We start from the raw sequence: 19,139 nt of genomic DNA on the forward strand, positions 1-19,139 counted from the left end.
AGAAAATAGCCATTTAATATAAGTAAAAATGGTTATTTTGTCTACAATCTGAAGCCACCTATAAAAATAGGTGGCTGTAATATCATATTATTATAAAACTCTCTTCGCTGTAACAAATCTCGCACTATAGTAAGATGAGTTTATACTAGTTACACTAACTGTTTTTCCTGATGAAGGTGAATGTATCATGTTTCCTCCACCTACATATATACCAACATGGCTAACTCCTTTACCACTAGTATTGAAGAATACTAAATCTCCTGGTTGTAAGTTTGACTTACTTACAGTTCTTCCGTATCCTGACTGAGCGCTAGATGTTCTTGGTAAACTTACTCCAGCTGCATTTCTAAATACATAAGATGTGAATCCAGAACAATCAAATGAGTTTGGACCTTCTGCTCCCCAAACATATGGGCATCCTATTTTAGAGTACGCTAAATTTAAAACAGCTTGTACAGATGATGTACTTGATGCTGGTGGATTATATGAGCTATTGTTATTTTGCGCAGGTTTTTTAGCAGGCTTTTGAGCTTGTCCATTACTGCTATTTGTATAGTTATTAGAACTTGATGAGTTCGATGAACTTGTTGAAGATTGAGTTCTATTACTTTGAGTGTTAGAAGTTTGAGTTTCATTAACAACAACTGGTTCTTCTACTTCTATAACTGGTGCTTCTTCAGATACATATAATGCTCTTATATATCCTTCATCTTCACCTTTTTTAACCTTCAACCAGTTTTCATTAGCTTCTAATACCTTTACTGTAGAACCTATCTCTAACTCTTTTATTACCTCAGATTCAGTATTTGCTTCTTTTCTGAAGTTTACCTTTTCTCCTGTAACGTATCCAATTGATTCTTTTATGTCTACGTATCTAGTAGCTAACCATCCTTCTCCATCTTCTAAAGAAACTTTAACCCATTCTCCTTGAGTTCCTATAACTTTAAATTCATCTCCTGTATAAGCAACAGTTTTAACATCTCCACTATTTCTTATCTTTACAGCAACTCCATCTTTAACAACTGCTGTTTTATATGTAGTTTCTTGGTATTCTCCTAAATCTAAAGTTCTATCTGAATTTTTATCATTTTCGTTATTGTTTTCTACTTGATCTGCGTTTGCTACTGTATTCATTGATAATGCCATTACTGATGCAAACATTGGTACTAATATTTTTCTCTTCATAATATTTCTCCCTCCAAAAATTAACCATAAATAATATCCTTATGTGTTATTTTTATAGGTGCTATTATCATTTAGGATAAAATACTAATACACAAGACTTTTGTAAATTTTTAATATGTAACATTTTTTGTAACTTTTTTGTAATCTATCTTTTTAATTTCTATAGTATTCTTATATTAACAAATTAACTGACTATTTTTAATAATAATTTTTAAATTTACATCTTGTATAAATATAATATTTGTAATTAATTAAATTAATTATTTTATCCAATGTATCACCTAAAAATACATTCTTTAATTAATATTATATATCAATTATGCCTATAAGTAAAGATATTTATGGGTCTCAAGTCATTTAATAACATAAATTCCACATTTATGTGTTTTTTTATGTCGAAAATTAATTCATTTTAAAATATAAAATACTCCTTAATATTATAAACTAATTTTAAAAACTTTCTAAAAAACTTTAAGTTTTTTTAACTGTATCTGTTAAATATCGTTCATATACATAATATATATATTTTTTTAATCAATTATATAAATATAGCATCCTTTACATTTTGGAAAATATGCTATTTGTTAACAAATCAAGAATAACTAAATAATCATTATTTTATTGATTTAAGTTTTGACTTATACTTCTTATGTATAAATTATAGTAAATAAGTAAATTAAATTTTCAATTTCTTAGATATAATAATTATTAAGCTCCATCATTATATTAACCCACATTTAGATTAATGCTGCTAACCTTACGGGTCTATATTTGTTAGAGTTTTATTATTGTAAAATTTAACTAGCACAATGAGTTATTTATAATAATTTTTATTAATTTAATGAAATACCAACGCTATAATAATAAATAGCTTTCATACATTCAACAAATTAATTGTAAACAAATATTTTTTTTGCTATAATTATATTAAATTTATGATAAGGGGGGATTTTACAATGGCTTACATGATAAACGATGCTTGTATAAGCTGTGGTGCTTGCGAAGCTGAATGTCCAGTTGAATGTATATCTTCAGGAGATGACAAATACGTTATAGATGCAAACACTTGTATAGAATGTGGTTCTTGTGCAGGAGTTTGTCCAGTTGACGCTCCTCAACCAGAGTAATAAAAATAAAAAGCTATCTTAGATGTATATTTATACATAAAGATAGCTTTTTTATTTATTCATTTTCTTTCATTAAGTATGATAATGTAAATAAACTCTCTGTTAGATTTACATTTTCTACTATCACACCTTTAGGAACATCTAAATCTATAGGTGCAAAATTCCAAATACCTTTTACTCCTACATTTACTAATCTATCAACAACATCTTGTGCTCCATTTTTAGGTATACATAATATTGCTATATCAATATTATCCTCTTCAACAAAAGATTCTAAATTTTCTGAGTCTAATACTTCAAAGTCCCTTATTTTTAGTCCGATCATTCTAGGGTTTGCATCAAATAGTGCTTTAATTTCAAATCCTGATTTTCTAAATCCAGCATAGTTAGCTATAGCTTGACCAAGATTTCCAGCTCCTATAAGTACTGCATTGTATATTTTGTTAAGACCTAATATATTTCCAATCTCATTATGTAAGGCTTCTACATTATATCCATATCCTTGTTGCCCAAAGCCTCCAAAATTATTTAAATCTTGTCTTATTTGAGATGCTGTGAATCCTATTATATCACTTAATTCTTTAGAAGATATTCTTTGAACATCTTTATCTAATAAATCACCTAAGTATCTATGGTATTTAGGTAATCTTCTTATTACTGCCATAGATATGTTTTTTTCTGCCATATTGTCACCTCCCGATAGTTAATTTTTAACATTTTTTTTATGTTTCCCAAACAAAAAATATATATCCTTGATTATATTATACCAAAACATTATAATTTTAGGTAGTTTAAGGAGGTAGAAATTTATGATTGTTTTGTCATGTAATAACTTAAATAAAAGTTTTGGAATAGATTCTATATTAGAAAACGTAAATTTCACAGTAAATGAGTACGATAAAATCGGTATAATTGGAGTTAATGGTACGGGAAAAACTACTCTATTTAAAATAATTTCTGGAATATATGGTTATGATAGCGGAGATATATATACTTCTAAAGATTGTGAAATTGGCTATTTAGAGCAAAATACAAATTTCTATTCTGAAAATACAATCCTTGAAGAAGCTCTTGAAGTTTTCAAAGATGTAATAGAAATGGAAAAATACCTAAGGGATTTAGAACACAAAATTTCTGAAGAAAGCTCAAATACAAACTCTACCACTCTAGAAAAGCTTATGAATGAGTATTCTAATAAATTAGAGGCATTTTCTGATATGAATGGGTACGGATATAAATCAGAAGCAAAGGGTGTCTTAAAAGGATTAGGTTTTAGCGATGAAGATATGGATAAACCTATTAGTATTCTTTCTGGAGGGGAAAAAACTAGAGTTTTATTAGGTAAACTTCTTTTAAAGAAACCTACTTTACTTTTATTAGATGAGCCTACTAACCACCTTGATTCGGAAGCTATAGAATGGTTAGAAGTTTTCTTAAAGCAATATAAAGGGACTGTAATATTAATTTCCCATGATAGATATTTCTTAGATCAAGTTGTAAATAGAATTTTCGAAATTCATAATAAAAAATTAAAAACTTACAATGGTAATTATTCTGATTTTATTAAAGCTTCAGCTATAGAAAAAGAACTAGAGTTAAAGAAGTTTGAAGATCAACAAAAGGATATAAAGAAACAAGAAGAATCAATAGAAAGACTTAAAGCTTTCGGTCGAGAAAAACATTTAAAGAGAGCTAGAAGTAAAGAAAAAGCTTTAGCAAAAGTTGATGTATTAGATAAACCTGAGGCTTATAGAAAAAAAGCTAAAATAGAGTTTAACCCTTCTGTTACTAGTGGAAATGATGTTCTACAATTAAGAGATATATCTATGGGGTATGGAGAAAGAATTTTATTTAAAGATCTTAATTTAGATATATACCGAGGAGAAAAGGTTGCTCTTATCGGTGCTAATGGTATTGGAAAATCAACTTTATTTAAGATAATTATGAATGAGATTACTCCTTTATCTGGAGACATAAAGTTCGGAACTAATGTTAACGTATCTTATTTCCACCAAGAGCAAAAAACACTTAATCTAGATAATACTATTATTGATGAAATTTGGGAAGATAACAAACAATTAACTCAAACATCTTTAAGAACTATGCTTGGTGCATTTTTATTTGAAGGTGAAGAAGTATTTAAAAAGATATCAACTTTAAGTGGTGGAGAGCGAGCTAGAGTAGCTATACTTAAGCTTATATTATCTAATGCAAACTTATTATTGCTAGACGAACCTACAAACCACTTAGATATAGATTCTAAAGAAGTTCTTGAAGAAGCCCTATCTAGTTATACAGGAACTATATTTACAATCTCTCATGATAGATATTTCTTAAATACTGTTGTTGATAAAGTATTGGTTTTAGATGAAAATGGAATTACTGAATATCTTGGAAATTATGATTACTATATAGAAAAGAAAAAACAAATTCAAGAAATGAATACAGTTGAAGTAATAGAAGAAAAAACAAAAACTCAACTTAAAGAAGAAAAAAGAAAAGAAAGAGAACAAAGAGAAGCTGAGAAAAAAAATAGAGTTAAACGACAAAATATAGAAAAAGAAATAGAAGAAACTGAAGCTAAGATAGAAGAGATGGATGTTCTTTTATGCCAAGAAGAAGTTTACTCTAATCCTGAAAAATCTAAAGATGTTAGCCTGCAAAAAGCTAGTCTAGAAGAAAAATTATCAGCTCTTTACGAAGAATGGGAGTCCCTAATGTAGTAAAAAGAATCTCAGAATAATATTAAATTATTGTTCCGAGATTCTTTTTTAATTATAGTCTTTATATAGTTACATAAAACCATTATTATGTTATGATTTATATCATAAAAATTTATATAAAGAGGTGACGAAATGGAAGGATTATTTACATTAAGTGATAATAATAAAAAGTTTTATAAATTACTTATTTCCTTATGTATTCCCATAATAATACAACAACTTATATCTACATCTGTAAATATAATAGATACAGTTATGATAAGTAGTTTAGGCGAAACTTCTGTAGCCTCAATAGGGGTTGCTAATCAATATTTCTTTTTATTTAACATGGCATTATCAGGTATTGTTGGAGGGTCTGGAGTATTTATCTCTCAATTCTATGGAAAAAATGATAGAATTAATATAAAAAAGACTACTAGCTTTACTACTTTATTATCTGTTGGACTTAGTGCCATATTTGTGCTTTTAGCTACTCTGTTTCCAACTAATATTATAAATATTTTCTCTAAAGACCCTGAAGTCATTAAATTATGTAGAGAATATTTTAGTATAATAGTATTTTGTTATCCACTTATAGCTATTAGTACTGTATTTAGTATGGGTTCTAGAAGTGTTAGAAACCCAAAGCTTGGTATGATATGTAGTTCTATAGCTTTAATAGTTAATATCATATTAAACTATTGTTTAATATTTGGTAATTTAGGTTTACCATCTTTAGGTGTTAAGGGTGCAGCCTTAGCTACTGTAATAGCTAGAATCGTAGAATTTACTCTAATAATTAGCTATGTATACTTTATAAAAAAGGATTATATATTAAAATTCAATTTAAAAGACTTTAAACTTATAGACAAAGATTTTATAAATACCTTTATATCAAAAACTTTACCTGTATTTATAAATGATACTACATGGGCAATTGGTACAATTCTATATTCTGTAGCTTATTCACAAGCAGGTACTTCAGCAATAGCTGCTAGCCAAATAGCTACAAGTACAGGTAATTTCTTTATTATAACTTCTGTGTGCATCGGTATTGGTGCATCTATTATGTTAGGTAATGAACTAGGCGCCGATAGAATAGATACTGCTATAACTTATGCTAAAAATTTCTCTAGATTAGTAGTTATAGTAGGACTAATTTGCGGTGGATTATTAATATTAAATATTCCTATATTATTAAAGATGTTTAGTGTATCAAGTGATTTAGCTCCTGATATGACAAAGATATTCTTTATAATGGGTGTAATGTTAGCTTTAAGAGCCTTTAATACTCTTATTGTAATAGGTATATTAAGAAGTGGTGGAGATACAAAATATTCTTTATACCTAGAGTTAGGATGTATGTGGTTAGCTTCTATACCTCTTACTTTCTTAGCTGCTATTAAAGGTGCCCCTATATATATTCTAGTTCTTCTTAGCTATTCTGAAGAAATTGTTAAATTTATATTCGGTGTACCAAGGGCATTATCTAAAAAATGGGCTAATAATATAGTTAAAGAAATGAATTAAAATATTAAATAAAACCTATACGGTAAAATTATATAAATTTACTGTATAGGTTTTATAATTCTTATTTAATCTACTAATTATATTTTTACGATATCTTTAAAATTAATCTTAAATATATTTCAATTTTTATTTTCCAAATATACTTTTAAGAATATTAAGTATTTCTGTCACTACTTCAATATTTGATTTCATATTTTCTTTAGTCACAATAAAATCTGCTGTAACATCAGTTGCTACCTCAGTTATATCCTTCATATTTTCACTAACATCATTGAAATTAGATATTACTTCTGGTAATTTTAATAACGAATTTCTTATATTATTTTTATTATCTATTACTAATTCATTAGAATTTTTAATAAGTTTATTTAAATTAGATAAAGTTATTATTATGTATATCAGAGCTATGCAGCCTAATGTAGCTAGTATAAAATATATTATCTTTAAATCTATGTACATTTTAAGCCTCTGTATTTTCTTCAGCTACTTCAGTATTTTCTATTAGTTGTAATGGCTCTATTTCAACTATCTCGTTTTCACTTTTCTCATTTTTTCTTTTCGCTAAATACTCTTTTATTTTATCTTTAGACTCTTTTACCTTAAATTTAGTATCTTCTATATTTTCATTTATTTTATTTTTTACTTGATTTGATTTTTCTTTTACATCTTCTATAGTTTCTTTTCCTGATTTAGGTGCTATTAATACACCTGCAATTGTTCCTACTACAGCTCCTGTTGCCACACCTGCAGTTGCTATAGCTATTTTTTTGTTTTTATCTTTTTTTATTTGTCTATTTCTTTTTTCTTCTATTTTTTGTAATAAACTCATATATTCTTCCTCCTAATTTGTTTTTATATAATTATACTATTTTTAAAAGTAAAATAATACATTTTTCTACATATTTTGACATTTAATTATAGTAACGTAGATTTATTATATTGGAATTTAATATAATAAAAAAAACTAGACGAAATATGTATATTTTCATCTAGCTTTTAATGTATGAGTATTATAACTTTTTATAAAATCTAATATATAAGTTTATTTTTGTCCTATTCTTAAATTTGGAACCGCATTTAAACTCATATCATCTCTTCTTCCATTAATGTAACTATAATATCCTGCACAACCTATCATTGCTGCATTATCTGTACATAAAACTGGAGATGGATATTTTATATCTATATTATTTTCTTTTCCTAATTCAGTAAGTTTATCTCTAAGTGCTGAATTACATGCAACTCCACCAGCAAGTGTTATAGTATTATATCCTTTTTCCTTCGCTGCTTTTATAGCTTTTTGAGATAATACTTCAACAACTGCTTCTTGGAAAGATGCACAAACATCTTCAACAACTATTTCTTCATTTTTCATTTTCTTAGCATTTAAGTAATTTAAAACTGCTGATTTTAATCCACTAAAACTAAAATCATATCCTTCATCTAAGTATGCTCTTGGGAAGTCTATTGCATTTTTATTACCTTCTTTAGCTAATCTATCTACTATCGGTCCACCTGGATATCCAAGTCCCATAGCTCTAGCTATTTTATCAAATGCTTCTCCTGATGCATCATCTCTTGTTCTTCCTAGTATTTCATACTCTCCGTAATCTTTAACCTCTACTAAATGAGTATGACCTCCAGATACTATTAAAGTTATAAATGGTGGTTTTAAATCTTTATGTTCTATATAGTTTGCGCTTACATGACCTTCTATATGGTTAACTCCTACTAAAGGCTTATTTAAGGTAAATGCAAGTGCTTTTGCATGTGATAATCCAACTAATAATGCACCAACAAGTCCTGGTCCATAAGTTACTGCTATATGATCTATATCATTTAATTCTATATTAGCTTTATCTAAAGCTTCTTGTAATACAACATCTATATTTTCTATATGTTTTCTTGATGCAACCTCTGGTACTACTCCTCCAAATTTCTTATGTAAATCAACTTGAGTATTTATTATATTTGATAAAACTTCTCTACCATTTTTTAAAACTGCAACAGATGTTTCATCACAGCTACTTTCTACAGCTAATGTTATTATGTCTTTCATATTTACACCACCTTTATATCATTCCACATTATCATGGCATCTTCTTTGTTATCACTATAATATTCTTTTCTAATTCCAGCTAGCTTAAATCCATATTTTTTATAAAGATTTTGTGCCACTATATTAGAAACTCTAACTTCTAATGTCATTGATACTATATTATTTTCTCTACAAAGCTCTACTAAAGCTTGTACTAATTTATCTCCGATTTTTCTTCCTCTATAATCACTATGAACTGCTACATTTGTAATATGACCTTCATCCATTACAAACCATATACCAACATATCCAACAACTTTCCCATCTAATTTAGCTACTAAATATCTTGCAACCTCATTATTTAATTCTTTTTTAAATGCATCTTTAGACCAATGATGTTCAAAACAATTTTTTTCAACTTCAAAAACTCCATCAATATCTTTAGATGTCATTTGCTCTATCACTATATTATTTTCCATCATTTAACCTCTTCATTTTTTCATCATATTGAACTTCTGCTTGAGATTTTCTTATATATAATGGGTTTATGCTATAGCAATCATAAACATCTATATTGTTATTGTATTTTTCTATAGCTATTGAGCATAAGCTACTAGCCTTGCTTACATTGTGAGATGGTGCTGGTACATGTATATTAGCTATATCTTTAATTTTATCTTCGTATTTATATACAGCTTCTCCAACTATAATCCATTCTTCATTAGTGTTTTTTAATTCTTCTATAAGTTCATCTATTTCAACTACATCTACACCTTTTAACTCAACTAACTTATTATTTTCAAATTTATATTGACCCATATAAACTTGAGTTCTTTGCGCATCTAATATAGAACATATCTTTTTATCACATAAATTCATATTTCCTGCTAATAACTCTACTGAATTTACTCCTACTATAGGTAGATTATTTACATGTGCTATGGCTTTAGCAGTAGCCATAGCTATTCTTAATCCTGTAAATGATCCTGGACCTTCACATACTGCTATTAAATCTATTTCATTTATATTTAAATCACTTATATTTAGCATATTCTCTATCATTGGCATAAGCTTTTGAGAATGTGTTTTTTTAGTATTTATTGTATATTCACATATTAACTTATTATCTTCTATAACTGCTACACTTGTAGCCAGTGAAGATGTATCTATACCTAAAACCTTCATTATTTTGTCAACTCCTCAACTATTTTTTCGTATTTTTCTCCAACTGGATTTAATATCATTTCTCTTGACATATCTTTATATTTTAACTCTATGTGTAAATATTCATCTGGAAGTATATCTTCTATTAAGTTTGCCCATTCTATGATGCATACACCTTCACCATTTATATACTCTTCATACCCTATATCATACATTTCATCACTACTACCAATTCTATATACATCAAAATGATATAAAGGCATTTTTCCTTCATATTCATTCACTATTGTAAATGTCGGGCTTGTTATATAATCATCTACTTCTAATGCTTTAGCAAGACTTTGAGTCATAGTAGTTTTTCCTGCTCCTAAATCTCCAATTAAGCATATTACACTTCCCGGTGTAAGTAAATTTCCTAATTTATATCCAATTTCTTTAGTTTTATTTTCATCTTCTAAATATATTTTAACCATTATTTTCATCTCCATTAAATTACGAGTCTTCTTTAATATAATTATCAACTAGATATTATTATAGTATAACATTTTATTATTATAAAGTATTTCTAATTTATGTTCATCTTGTTGTTGACTTTTTGATATAAGTTGACTACTATTTAATTAAGAATATAAGCTAAATAAAACCATGAAGGTTTTTAAAGATATTGATATGTCTTTAAAAGCCTTTTTTTATTTTCTCTATATTCCTAACCCCTTTTTAAATAAATTTTTATGCCTATAGTATATCTATGGGCTATTTCTTTTTTAAAATTATCTTGAGCTACGTATCATTTAGAAACTTTATTTATCCAATAATATATACTTTCTTCTGTTAATTATATACTTCTAAAAATTTTTATTAAACTATGTATATAATTCCACTTATGTGACCATACTTAAGATACAAGGGATATTTACTCCCCCAAATTAAAATATTCCTTATTCCCCCTAAAGCACTTACTATCGGAAAGTAAGTGCTTTTTAATTTATAATAACTAATATGAAATTTATCTTTCTTAAGCTATTTTATCGGCGCAATACCTCATATTACTAACAGCATATACTTGTAATAAAAAATACCAAGTACTTATAAAAGCACTTGGTATTTTATTACTTAACTCTATTTAAAACTTTTTCTGTTTTCTTGTACATCGGTAATGTTAATAGAGAGATTAACCCAGACTTTAATATATTAAATGGAGCTATCATCCATATTACAAAACTCATTTTACTATCTATAACTGGGTTTATAGCTGCACCCATTGCAACTACGGTTTCTATTGGCCATCCTATTGTTTCATAAAAAGGTAATATTATAAAGTAATTAGATATACATCCTACTATAGTCATTATTACCATTCCACTTATAAGACCTATAACTACTCCTGATAACTCTCTTTTTTTAGAGTATATATATGAAACTGTAAAAACAAAAGATCCACCTATTAAAAAGTTAGCAAATTCTCCTACTCCACCTGTAGTTGACATACCTGTTACAAATTGAAGTAAATTTTTAAGAAGTGCTATAGTAACACCTGCCATAGGCCCTAGTGCTACACCTCCTAATAATGCTGTTAAATCTGATATATCTATTTTTAGAAAATCTGGAAATAACATTGGTAATGGAATTGATATAAACATAAGTATATATCCAATTGCTGAAAGTATTGATATCTTTACAAGTTTTGATGTTGATAAAAATTTAGTTTTTTTCATAGTTTGTTGCATTTTGTACTCCTCCTAATTTTAATTCATTAGGGAAAAATAAAAGCTCGAAGAGATTCTTCTTCGAGCTTATTTTTTGAGTACAAGTTATATAATATGCATAAAAATACATATAAATGTCTATACAAAAAATTAACTTTTCTTCTCTCATCCAGACTATACTGTCGGCTTTGGAATTTCACCAAATCATGCTACATAAGTAGCTCGCGGGCTGTACCGCCGGTAGGGAATTGCACCCTGCCCCGAAGATCTTTCTTGCTATTTAATTTTCCTTATATCTATATATTAATAAAATAGTTCAGAATTTTCAATAAAAATTTTAATTAAATTAATCTATATATCAGCAAAACATTTTATATAATCAAATTATATACTTTATCTCACTTTAAGTAAAATTTTAATAAAGCATCTATAGCTTAAAATTTATTTTTCATATACAATTTTTCCATCTATTATAGTAACTAATACATTACTTTGTAATTCAAATGGATCATTATCCCATATAACTATATCTGCATCTTTACCAACTTCTATAGACCCAACTCTTTCATCTATACCTAGGGTTTTAGCAGGATTTATAGTTATTGCTTCTAATGCTTTTTCTTTTTTCATTCCATGCTTTACAGCTATCCCTGCACATATAGGTAAGTATTGTACTGGTATTACTGGATGATCGGTCATTAAAGATACTTGTAATCCTTCATTTGAAAGAATCCCTGGAGTATCGAAAGTTAAGTTTCTTAACTCTATTTTAGATCTTTCTGATAAAGATGGCCCAACAATTACTGGATACCCTTCTTCTGCAAGTTCATCAGCTATCAAATGTCCTTCTGTACAGTGATCTAATGTAAGTTTTATATCAAATTCTTTTGCTATTCTTATAGCTGTAAACATATCATCAGCTCTATGTGCATGAACTTTAAAAGGTATCTCGCCTCTTAAAACAGGTAATAAACTTTCCATTTTCATATCATATTCTGGCTTATCATGATCTTCATGTTCCATATATAATTCAATTTGCTCTAAGTACTCTTCAGCTTTCTTTAAATGCTCTCTTAAAAGAGCTGCTATTGCCATTCTTGTTTGTGGCATTTTTTCATCTCTACCATAGCAAGATTTTGGATTTTCTCCAAAAGCTATTTTTGAGGCAACAGGGTTTTTTATAACCATTTTATCTATTCTTTTTCCATATGTTTTTATAGCTATACATTCTCCACCCATTACATTTGCACTTCCAGGTGTTGTGCATACCGATGTAATTCCACCTTCTCTAGCTTCTTTAAATGTATTATCCATAGGATTTATACCATCTATAGGATTAAGATGAGGTGTTATAGGATCTGTTTCTTCATTACCATCAGCACCTTCAAATCCCATACCATCTTCCCATAAACCTAAATGAGTATGTGCATCTATAAATCCCGGAAAAACTAGTTTTCCTTCTGCATCTATTATTTTTGCATCTTGAGGTACTTCTAAATTTTCTCCTATTGCTTTTATTTTTTTATTTTCTACTAAAATATCACCTTTGATAATTCCATTAGTGATTGTATTTATTGTTCCATTTTTTATAAATATCATCTTAATCTCCTCTGCTTTAACTACATTTTCATAGATAAAGCTACTCTCTTTTTATTCATATCAACACCTATAACTTTTACATCAACTATATCTCCTACAGTTACAACTGTCATAGGGTCTTTTACAAATCCTTTACTCATCTCAGATTTGTGCACTAATCCATCATTTTTTATACCTATATCTACAAATGCACCAAAATCAACTACATTTCTTACAGTTCCTTTTAGTATCATACCTTCTGTTATATCTTCTATCTTTAATACATCTGTTCTAAGTATAGGCTTTATTCCTTCTTCTCTAGGGTCTCTTCCTGGCTTTTTAATTTCAGCTATTATATCTTTTAAAGTAACTTCTCCTACTTGAAGTTTACTACTTAGTTCCTTTATACCTATAGCTTCTACTTTAGAATCTATATCTGATATATTTTTATTTTCAACATCAGATAATGAATATCCAAGCATATCTAACATATTTTTACATATATCGTAGCTTTCTGGATGTACACCTGTATTATCTAGAGGATTTTTAGCACCTTCTATTCTCATAAATCCTGCACATTGAGTAAATGCCTGTGGTCCAAGTCTTTTTACTTTCTTAATTTGAGCTCTTGAAGTAAAATCTCCATTTTCTTCTCTATAAGCTACTATGTTTTTAGCTATAGTTTTACTTATACCTGCTATATGCTCTAATAAAGAGTATGACGCTGTATTTAAGTCTACACCAACGCTATTTACGGAATCTTCTACAACTCCGTCTAATACTCCCTCTAATTTCTTTTGGTTTAAGTCGTGTTGATATTGACCTACACCTATACTTTTAGGGTCTATTTTTACAAGTTCAGCTAATGGATCTTGTAGTCTTCTTGCTATAGATATGGCTCCTCTTAAAGATACGTTTATGTCTGGGTGTTCTTCATTTGCAAGCTCTGATGCAGAGTAAACTGATGCACCAGCCTCACTAACTATTATGTATTGAACTTCTCTATCTATTTCTTTTATCATATCTGATACAAACTTTTCTGATTCTCTTGAAGCTGTACCATTTCCTATAGCGATTATATCTATATTGTATTTTTCAATTAATGCTTTTAATTCTTTTTTTGATTCTTCTACTTTATTTTGTGGCTCTGTTGGATAAACAGTTGTAGTATCTAATAATTTACCATTTTTATCAACTACAGCTATCTTACATCCTGTTCTAAATGCAGGGTCAAATCCCATAACAACCTTATCTTTTACTGGTGCTTGAAGTAATAAACTTTTTACATTTTTTCCAAATACACTTATCGCTCTTTCTTGTGCATTTTCAGTAAGAGTATTTCTTATTTCTCTTTCAATTGATGGGAAAATTAATCTCTTGTATGAATCTTCTATTGCACTAACTATTACTTCTTTATTTTTTAAATTCTTATCATTTACATATTCATTTATTATATAGTTTATTACTTTTTCATTATTGATTTCTACTTTTACTTTTAAGAAATCTTCCTTTTCTCCTCTGTTTATTGCTAATACTCTATGTGGTGCTATAGTTTTTACTGACTCACTGTAATCATAATACATATCATAAACTGATTTTTCTTCATTTGAATTTTTTGTTACTATTACACCTTCTCTTAATGCAAGCTCTCTTATATATTTTCTTATTTTAGCATCATCAGAAACTATTTCAGCTATTATATCATTAGCTCCTTTAATAGCATCTTCAACTGAATTTACTTCTTTTTCTGGATTTATATACTTAGATGCTTCTTCATCTATATTAGATATATTTTTATTTAATATATCTAATGCTAGTTGTTCTAATCCTCTTTCTTTTGCTATAGTTGCTCTAGTTCTTTTCTTTTGTTTATATGGCGCATATATATCTTCTACTTCTTGAAGAGTATTCGCCTTTTCTATACTTACTTTTATTTCTGATGTAAGCTTTCCTTGTTCTTCAATTATTCTTATTACATCATCTTTTCTATTTTGAAGATTTCTTAAATATATTAATTTATCATAAAAAGCTCTCAGAGTAACGTCACTCATTTCTCCAGTCATTTCTTTTCTATATCTAGCTATAAAAGGAATAGTATTTCCTTCATCTATAAGTTTTATTGTATTATTTATTTGTTCATCTCTAAGATTAAATTCCTTTTTTAGAATATCATTTATATTCATAAAACCCACTCTTCTTTCGTTTAAATTTATACTTTTAAATAAGGCTTGAGAATTAAATTCTCAAGCCCCTATTTTAACTATTTTTAGACTTATTCATTTTTAAATACTCATTTATAAATAAATCTAAGTTTCCATCCATAACACTATCTACATTTCCAATTTCAGCGTTTGTTCTATGATCTTTTACAAGCTTATATGGTTGGAATACATATGATCTTATTTGGCTTCCCCAAGTTATTTGAGAATACTTTCCTTGTATATCCTCAATTTTCTCTTTTTGTTCAAGCTCTTTTAATTCTATAAGTTTAGCCATAAGCATCTTCATAGCAGTATCTTTATTTTTATGTTGAGATCTTTCATTTTGACACTGTACAACTACACCTGTAGGTATATGAGTTATCCTTACAGCTGAGTCTGTAGTATTTACATGCTGACCTCCTGCTCCAGATGCTCTATAGGTATCTATTTTTAAATCTGCTGGATTTATATCAATATTTATACTATCATCTAATTCTGGTATAACATCTATAGATGCAAAAGATGTATGTCTTTTTCCAGAAGGGTCAAAAGGAGATATCCTAACAATACGATGAACTCCTTTTTCACTTTTTAAGTATCCATAAGCATTAAGCCCTTCTATATGAAGTGTTGCACTTTTAATTCCTGCTTCTGGATCTGATAGTAAATCCAATGTTTTAACTTTATATCCTTTAGCTTCTGCCCATCTTATATACATTCTAAGTAACATTTGAGCCCAATCTTGAGCATCAAGTCCACCTGTTCCTGCATTTATAGATAGTATCGCATTATTCTTGTCATAATCTCCACTTAAAAGAGTTTTTATTCTAACCCTATCAATTTCTTTTTCAAGATTTGATATAGATTTTTCTATTTCTTTTTCTATTGAATCATCACTTTCTTCTAAGCCTATTTCAATTAATACTTCTATCTCTTCTAAAGATTCTTTTAATTGATTGTACTCTTCTACAGTTTCTTTTAAACCTTTGTTTTCTTGTAGCACTTTTTGAGCTAACTCATTATCATTCCAGAAATCTTGATGATTCATTTTCTCTTCATTTTCTTGTATCTTAATTAATAATGAAGCAATGTCAAAGAGAATCCCTCAATTCTTCTATATTTGAAGTCATACACTCCATACTACTTCTATACTCTTGTATATTTAACATTTTGGTCCTCCAAAATTATCTTCCACAACATTTTTTATACTTTTTACCACTTCCACATGGACAGTCATCATTTCTTCCTGTAGTATCTTCTTTTCTAACTGTTTTACTGTTAGCATCTTCATCTACATTAGATGATAAATGGTCAACATCTATAACTTGCTTTCTTTCAACTGGTTCTTCTATAGTTATATTGAATAAGTATTTTATAGTGTCTTCTTTTATATGAGCATTCATTTCATTGAACATATTAAATCCTTCATCAGTATATGCTATTACAGGGTCTTGTTGACCTATTGCACGAAGACCTATACCTTGACGTAATTGATCCATAGCATCTATATGATCTATCCAATGGCTATCAACTGCTTGAAGAAGTACAACTCTTTCCACTTCTCTCATTCTATCTGATCCTATTCTTTCTTCTTTTCCATTGTATATCTTCATAGCTATTTCAAATACTTTTTCTATAACTTGTTCTGTTTTAAGATTTTCTATATCAGAAACTTCTATGCTTCCTCTTGGCATGAATAAATTATACATGTACTCTACAAATCTTTCTGCATCAAATCCATCTTGAGAGTATGACATAACACCTTCTTCTATTAAAGAATGAATCATATTTTCTATTTGCTCTTGTAAGTTTTCACCTTCAAGAACACGTCTTCTTTCAGCATATATTATTTCTCTTTGTTTATTCATAACATCATCATATTGAAGTACGTGCTTTCTTATTCCAAAGTTTCTACCTTCTACTTTCTTTTGAGCGCCTTCTATAGATTTAGTTAACATTTTATGTTCTATAGGCATATCTTCTTCAAGACCTATTTTTTCTACTACACTAGATATTCTTTCACTTCCAAATAATCTCATAAGATCATCTTCTAAAGATATATAGAATCTTGAGCTACCTGGGTCTCCTTGACGACCAGCACGTCCTCTTAACTGATTATCTATTCTTCTAGATTCATGTCTTTCTGTACCTATTATAGCAAGCCCTCCAGCTTTCATAACTTCTTCTTGCTCAGCTTTTGTTTCTTCTTTATATTTTTTATATAATTCTTCGTATTTTTCTCTAGCTGCAAATAACTCTTCGTTACCTTCTCTATCTATACCTTCTAAAGAAGCATCTACTTTATTTATTACACTTTCATCATATCCTAACTTCTTCATTTCTTTTTTAGTTAAGAATGTTGGGTTACCTCCTAGTACTATATCTGTACCACGACCTGCCATATTAGTTGCTATAGTTACAGCACCTAATCTACCAGCTTGAGCTATTATTTCAGCTTCTTTATCATGGTATTTAGCATTTAATACTTCATGCTTTACTCCTCTTCTCTTTAATAATTGAGATATTAATTCAGAGTTTTCTATTGATACAGTACCTACAAGTATCGGTTGCTTATTTTTATGTCTTTCTATTATATCTTCAACAACTGCATTAAATTTACCAACTACATTTTTATAAACTGCATCTGATAAATCTTGTCTTTGTACTGGCTTATTTGTAGGAATTTGAACTACATCCATTTTGTATATAGCTTTAAATTCTTCTTCCTCAGTTTTAGCAGTACCTGTCATTCCTGCAAGTTTATTGTACATTCTGAAATAGTTTTGGAATGTTACAGTAGCTAAAGTTTTAGACTCTCTTTGTATTCTTAATCCTTCTTTAGCTTCTATAGCTTGATGTAATCCTTCTGAATATCTTCTACCAAACATAAGTCTTCCTGTAAATTCATCAACTATTATTATCTCTCCATCTTTTACTACATAATCAACATCTTTTTTCATATTTGTATGAGCCTTTAATGCTTGATTTATATGATGATATAATTCCATATGAGCTATATCTGTTATATTTTCAACATTAAAGTAAACTTCTGCTTTTTGTATACCTGACTCAGTTAACGCAACTGATTTTTGCTTTTCATCAATTTCATAATCATCTGGCTTTAATGTTAATATAAATGTATTAGCATCTGAATATAAATGAGTAGATTTATCTCCAGGTCCAGATATTATAAGTGGTGTTCTTGCTTCATCAACAAGTATTGAGTCAACCTCATCCACTATAGCATAGTTTAATTCTCTTTGAACCATTTGCTCTTTATGAATTACCATATTATCTTTTAAGTAGTCAAATCCATATTCGTTATTTGTTCCGTAAGTTATATCACATTGATATTGTGCACGTCTTGTTTGTGGATCTTGTCCATGAACTATTACCCCAACAGTCATTCCTAAGAACTCATATACTTTTCCCATTTGCTCTTTGTCACGCTTTGCTAAGTAATCATTTACTGTAACAACATGTACACCCTTACTTGTAAGAGCATTTAAATAAACTGGAGCTGTTCCAACTAAAGTTTTACCTTCTCCTGTTTTCATCTCAGCTATTCTACCTTGATGAAGAACTATTCCACCTATAAGTTGAACTCTATAGTGTCTCATTCCTAATACTCTTTTAGAGGCTTCTCTTACAACGGCAAAAGCTTCTGGTAGTATATCATCTAATGTTTCTCCATTTGCCAATCTCTCTTTAAATACATTTGTCATGTCTTTAAGCTCTTTATCTGACATAGATTCAAATTTTGGCTCTAATGAATCTATGCTATCAACTATCTTGTTGAATTTTTTTAGCTCTTTTTTATCTGCCATATTAAATAAATTATCTAAAAAACCCATGTTTAAAATCTCTCCTCGTACATTTATATAATATCTATATATTTTACCATAAAA

16 protein-coding genes and 1 riboswitch are annotated in these 19,139 nt (G+C 28.4%); of the genes, 3 read left to right on the forward strand and 13 right to left on the reverse strand.

Features of this window, described 5'->3' with window-relative positions; translation table 11 throughout:
- Nucleotides 1-90: 90 nt before the first annotated feature.
- Nucleotides 91-1,185 carry an SH3 domain-containing C40 family peptidase gene (locus Q5F54_RS00910; RefSeq protein ID WP_302333872.1) on the reverse strand — a complete coding sequence of 365 codons (1,095 nt, stop codon included), beginning with the start codon at nucleotides 1,183-1,185 and terminating at the stop codon, nucleotides 91-93.
- A 956-nt stretch (nucleotides 1,186-2,141) separates the two neighbouring features.
- Between Q5F54_RS00910 and Q5F54_RS00915 the strand changes: the two genes are divergently transcribed.
- Nucleotides 2,142-2,312 carry a DUF362 domain-containing protein gene (locus Q5F54_RS00915; protein ID WP_071121545.1) on the forward strand — a complete coding sequence of 57 codons (171 nt, stop codon included), beginning with the start codon at nucleotides 2,142-2,144 and terminating at the stop codon, nucleotides 2,310-2,312.
- Between the two features lie 55 nt (nucleotides 2,313-2,367).
- On the opposite strand, the gene Q5F54_RS00920 is transcribed toward Q5F54_RS00915, so the two are convergent.
- Nucleotides 2,368-2,997, reverse strand: coding sequence for a redox-sensing transcriptional repressor Rex (locus Q5F54_RS00920; protein ID WP_302333873.1), 630 nt, complete (start codon nucleotides 2,995-2,997; stop codon nucleotides 2,368-2,370).
- 124 nt (nucleotides 2,998-3,121) lie between these two features.
- On the opposite strand from Q5F54_RS00920, the gene Q5F54_RS00925 reads away from it, so the two are divergent.
- Both Q5F54_RS00925 and Q5F54_RS00930 read left to right on the forward strand, forming a co-directional pair.
- Nucleotides 3,122-5,035 carry an ABC-F family ATP-binding cassette domain-containing protein gene (locus Q5F54_RS00925; protein ID WP_302333874.1) on the forward strand — a complete coding sequence of 638 codons (1,914 nt, stop codon included), beginning with the start codon at nucleotides 3,122-3,124 and terminating at the stop codon, nucleotides 5,033-5,035.
- Nucleotides 5,036-5,167: 132 nt separating this feature from the next.
- On the forward strand, nucleotides 5,168-6,544 hold the full coding sequence (locus Q5F54_RS00930; protein ID WP_302333875.1) for an MATE family efflux transporter: 1,377 nt from the start codon (nucleotides 5,168-5,170) through the stop codon (nucleotides 6,542-6,544).
- Nucleotides 6,545-6,670: 126 nt separating this feature from the next.
- Here Q5F54_RS00930 and Q5F54_RS00935 read toward each other — a convergent pair whose 3' ends face one another.
- The 11 genes from Q5F54_RS00935 to secA all read right to left on the reverse strand — a co-directional run bounded on the left by Q5F54_RS00935 (nucleotide 6,671) and on the right by secA (nucleotide 19,085).
- On the reverse strand, nucleotides 6,671-7,003 hold the full coding sequence (locus Q5F54_RS00935) for a hypothetical protein (RefSeq protein ID WP_071121549.1): 333 nt from the start codon (nucleotides 7,001-7,003) through the stop codon (nucleotides 6,671-6,673).
- 1 nt (nucleotide 7,004) lies between these two features.
- Complete coding sequence (locus Q5F54_RS00940; protein WP_281538924.1) at nucleotides 7,005-7,373, reverse strand: YtxH domain-containing protein; 369 nt, start codon at nucleotides 7,371-7,373, stop codon at nucleotides 7,005-7,007.
- Between the two features lie 213 nt (nucleotides 7,374-7,586).
- Nucleotides 7,587-8,603, reverse strand: coding sequence for a tRNA (adenosine(37)-N6)-threonylcarbamoyltransferase complex transferase subunit TsaD (tsaD, locus tag Q5F54_RS00945; protein WP_288306392.1), 1,017 nt, complete (start codon nucleotides 8,601-8,603; stop codon nucleotides 7,587-7,589).
- Nucleotides 8,604-8,605: 2 nt separating this feature from the next.
- Nucleotides 8,606-9,061 carry a ribosomal protein S18-alanine N-acetyltransferase gene (gene rimI / locus Q5F54_RS00950; RefSeq protein WP_302333876.1) on the reverse strand — a complete coding sequence of 152 codons (456 nt, stop codon included), beginning with the start codon at nucleotides 9,059-9,061 and terminating at the stop codon, nucleotides 8,606-8,608.
- Complete coding sequence (gene tsaB / locus Q5F54_RS00955) at nucleotides 9,051-9,767, reverse strand: tRNA (adenosine(37)-N6)-threonylcarbamoyltransferase complex dimerization subunit type 1 TsaB (RefSeq protein ID WP_277233358.1); 717 nt, start codon at nucleotides 9,765-9,767, stop codon at nucleotides 9,051-9,053. Before tsaB ends, rimI begins: the two co-directional genes overlap by 11 nt.
- Nucleotides 9,767-10,219 carry a tRNA (adenosine(37)-N6)-threonylcarbamoyltransferase complex ATPase subunit type 1 TsaE gene (tsaE, locus tag Q5F54_RS00960; protein WP_071121554.1) on the reverse strand — a complete coding sequence of 151 codons (453 nt, stop codon included), beginning with the start codon at nucleotides 10,217-10,219 and terminating at the stop codon, nucleotides 9,767-9,769. The genes tsaB and tsaE overlap by 1 nt, the downstream gene beginning before the upstream one ends.
- 636 nt (nucleotides 10,220-10,855) lie before the next feature.
- On the reverse strand, nucleotides 10,856-11,473 hold the full coding sequence (locus tag Q5F54_RS00965) for an ECF transporter S component (RefSeq protein ID WP_281537449.1): 618 nt from the start codon (nucleotides 11,471-11,473) through the stop codon (nucleotides 10,856-10,858).
- Between the two features lie 132 nt (nucleotides 11,474-11,605).
- Nucleotides 11,606-11,724: riboswitch (FMN riboswitch) on the reverse strand.
- Nucleotides 11,725-11,893: 169 nt separating this feature from the next.
- Nucleotides 11,894-13,051, reverse strand: a complete 1,158-nt coding sequence (locus tag Q5F54_RS00970; protein WP_281537448.1) for an amidohydrolase — start codon at nucleotides 13,049-13,051, stop codon at nucleotides 11,894-11,896.
- Between the two features lie 20 nt (nucleotides 13,052-13,071).
- A complete protein-coding gene (locus Q5F54_RS00975; protein ID WP_288563765.1) occupies nucleotides 13,072-15,213 on the reverse strand; it encodes a Tex family protein in 2,142 nt (713 codons plus the stop codon).
- Between the two features lie 73 nt (nucleotides 15,214-15,286).
- Nucleotides 15,287-16,400, reverse strand: a protein-coding gene (gene prfB, locus Q5F54_RS00980; protein WP_195906836.1) for a peptide chain release factor 2 whose coding sequence is annotated in 2 segments (ribosomal slippage) — nucleotides 15,287-16,336 and nucleotides 16,338-16,400 — 1,113 coding nt in all. Because the reading frame shifts where the segments join, the coding sequence is not laid out codon by codon here.
- Nucleotides 16,401-16,415: 15 nt separating this feature from the next.
- Entirely contained in the window at nucleotides 16,416-19,085 is a 2,670-nt protein-coding gene (secA, locus tag Q5F54_RS00985; protein WP_302333877.1) for a preprotein translocase subunit SecA, read from the reverse strand.
- Nucleotides 19,086-19,139: the final 54 nt, after the last annotated feature.

Origin of the sequence: uncultured Romboutsia sp. (assembly GCF_958366745.1) — a bacterium.
GTDB classification, from domain to species: domain Bacteria; phylum Bacillota; class Clostridia; order Peptostreptococcales; family Peptostreptococcaceae; genus Romboutsia; species Romboutsia timonensis.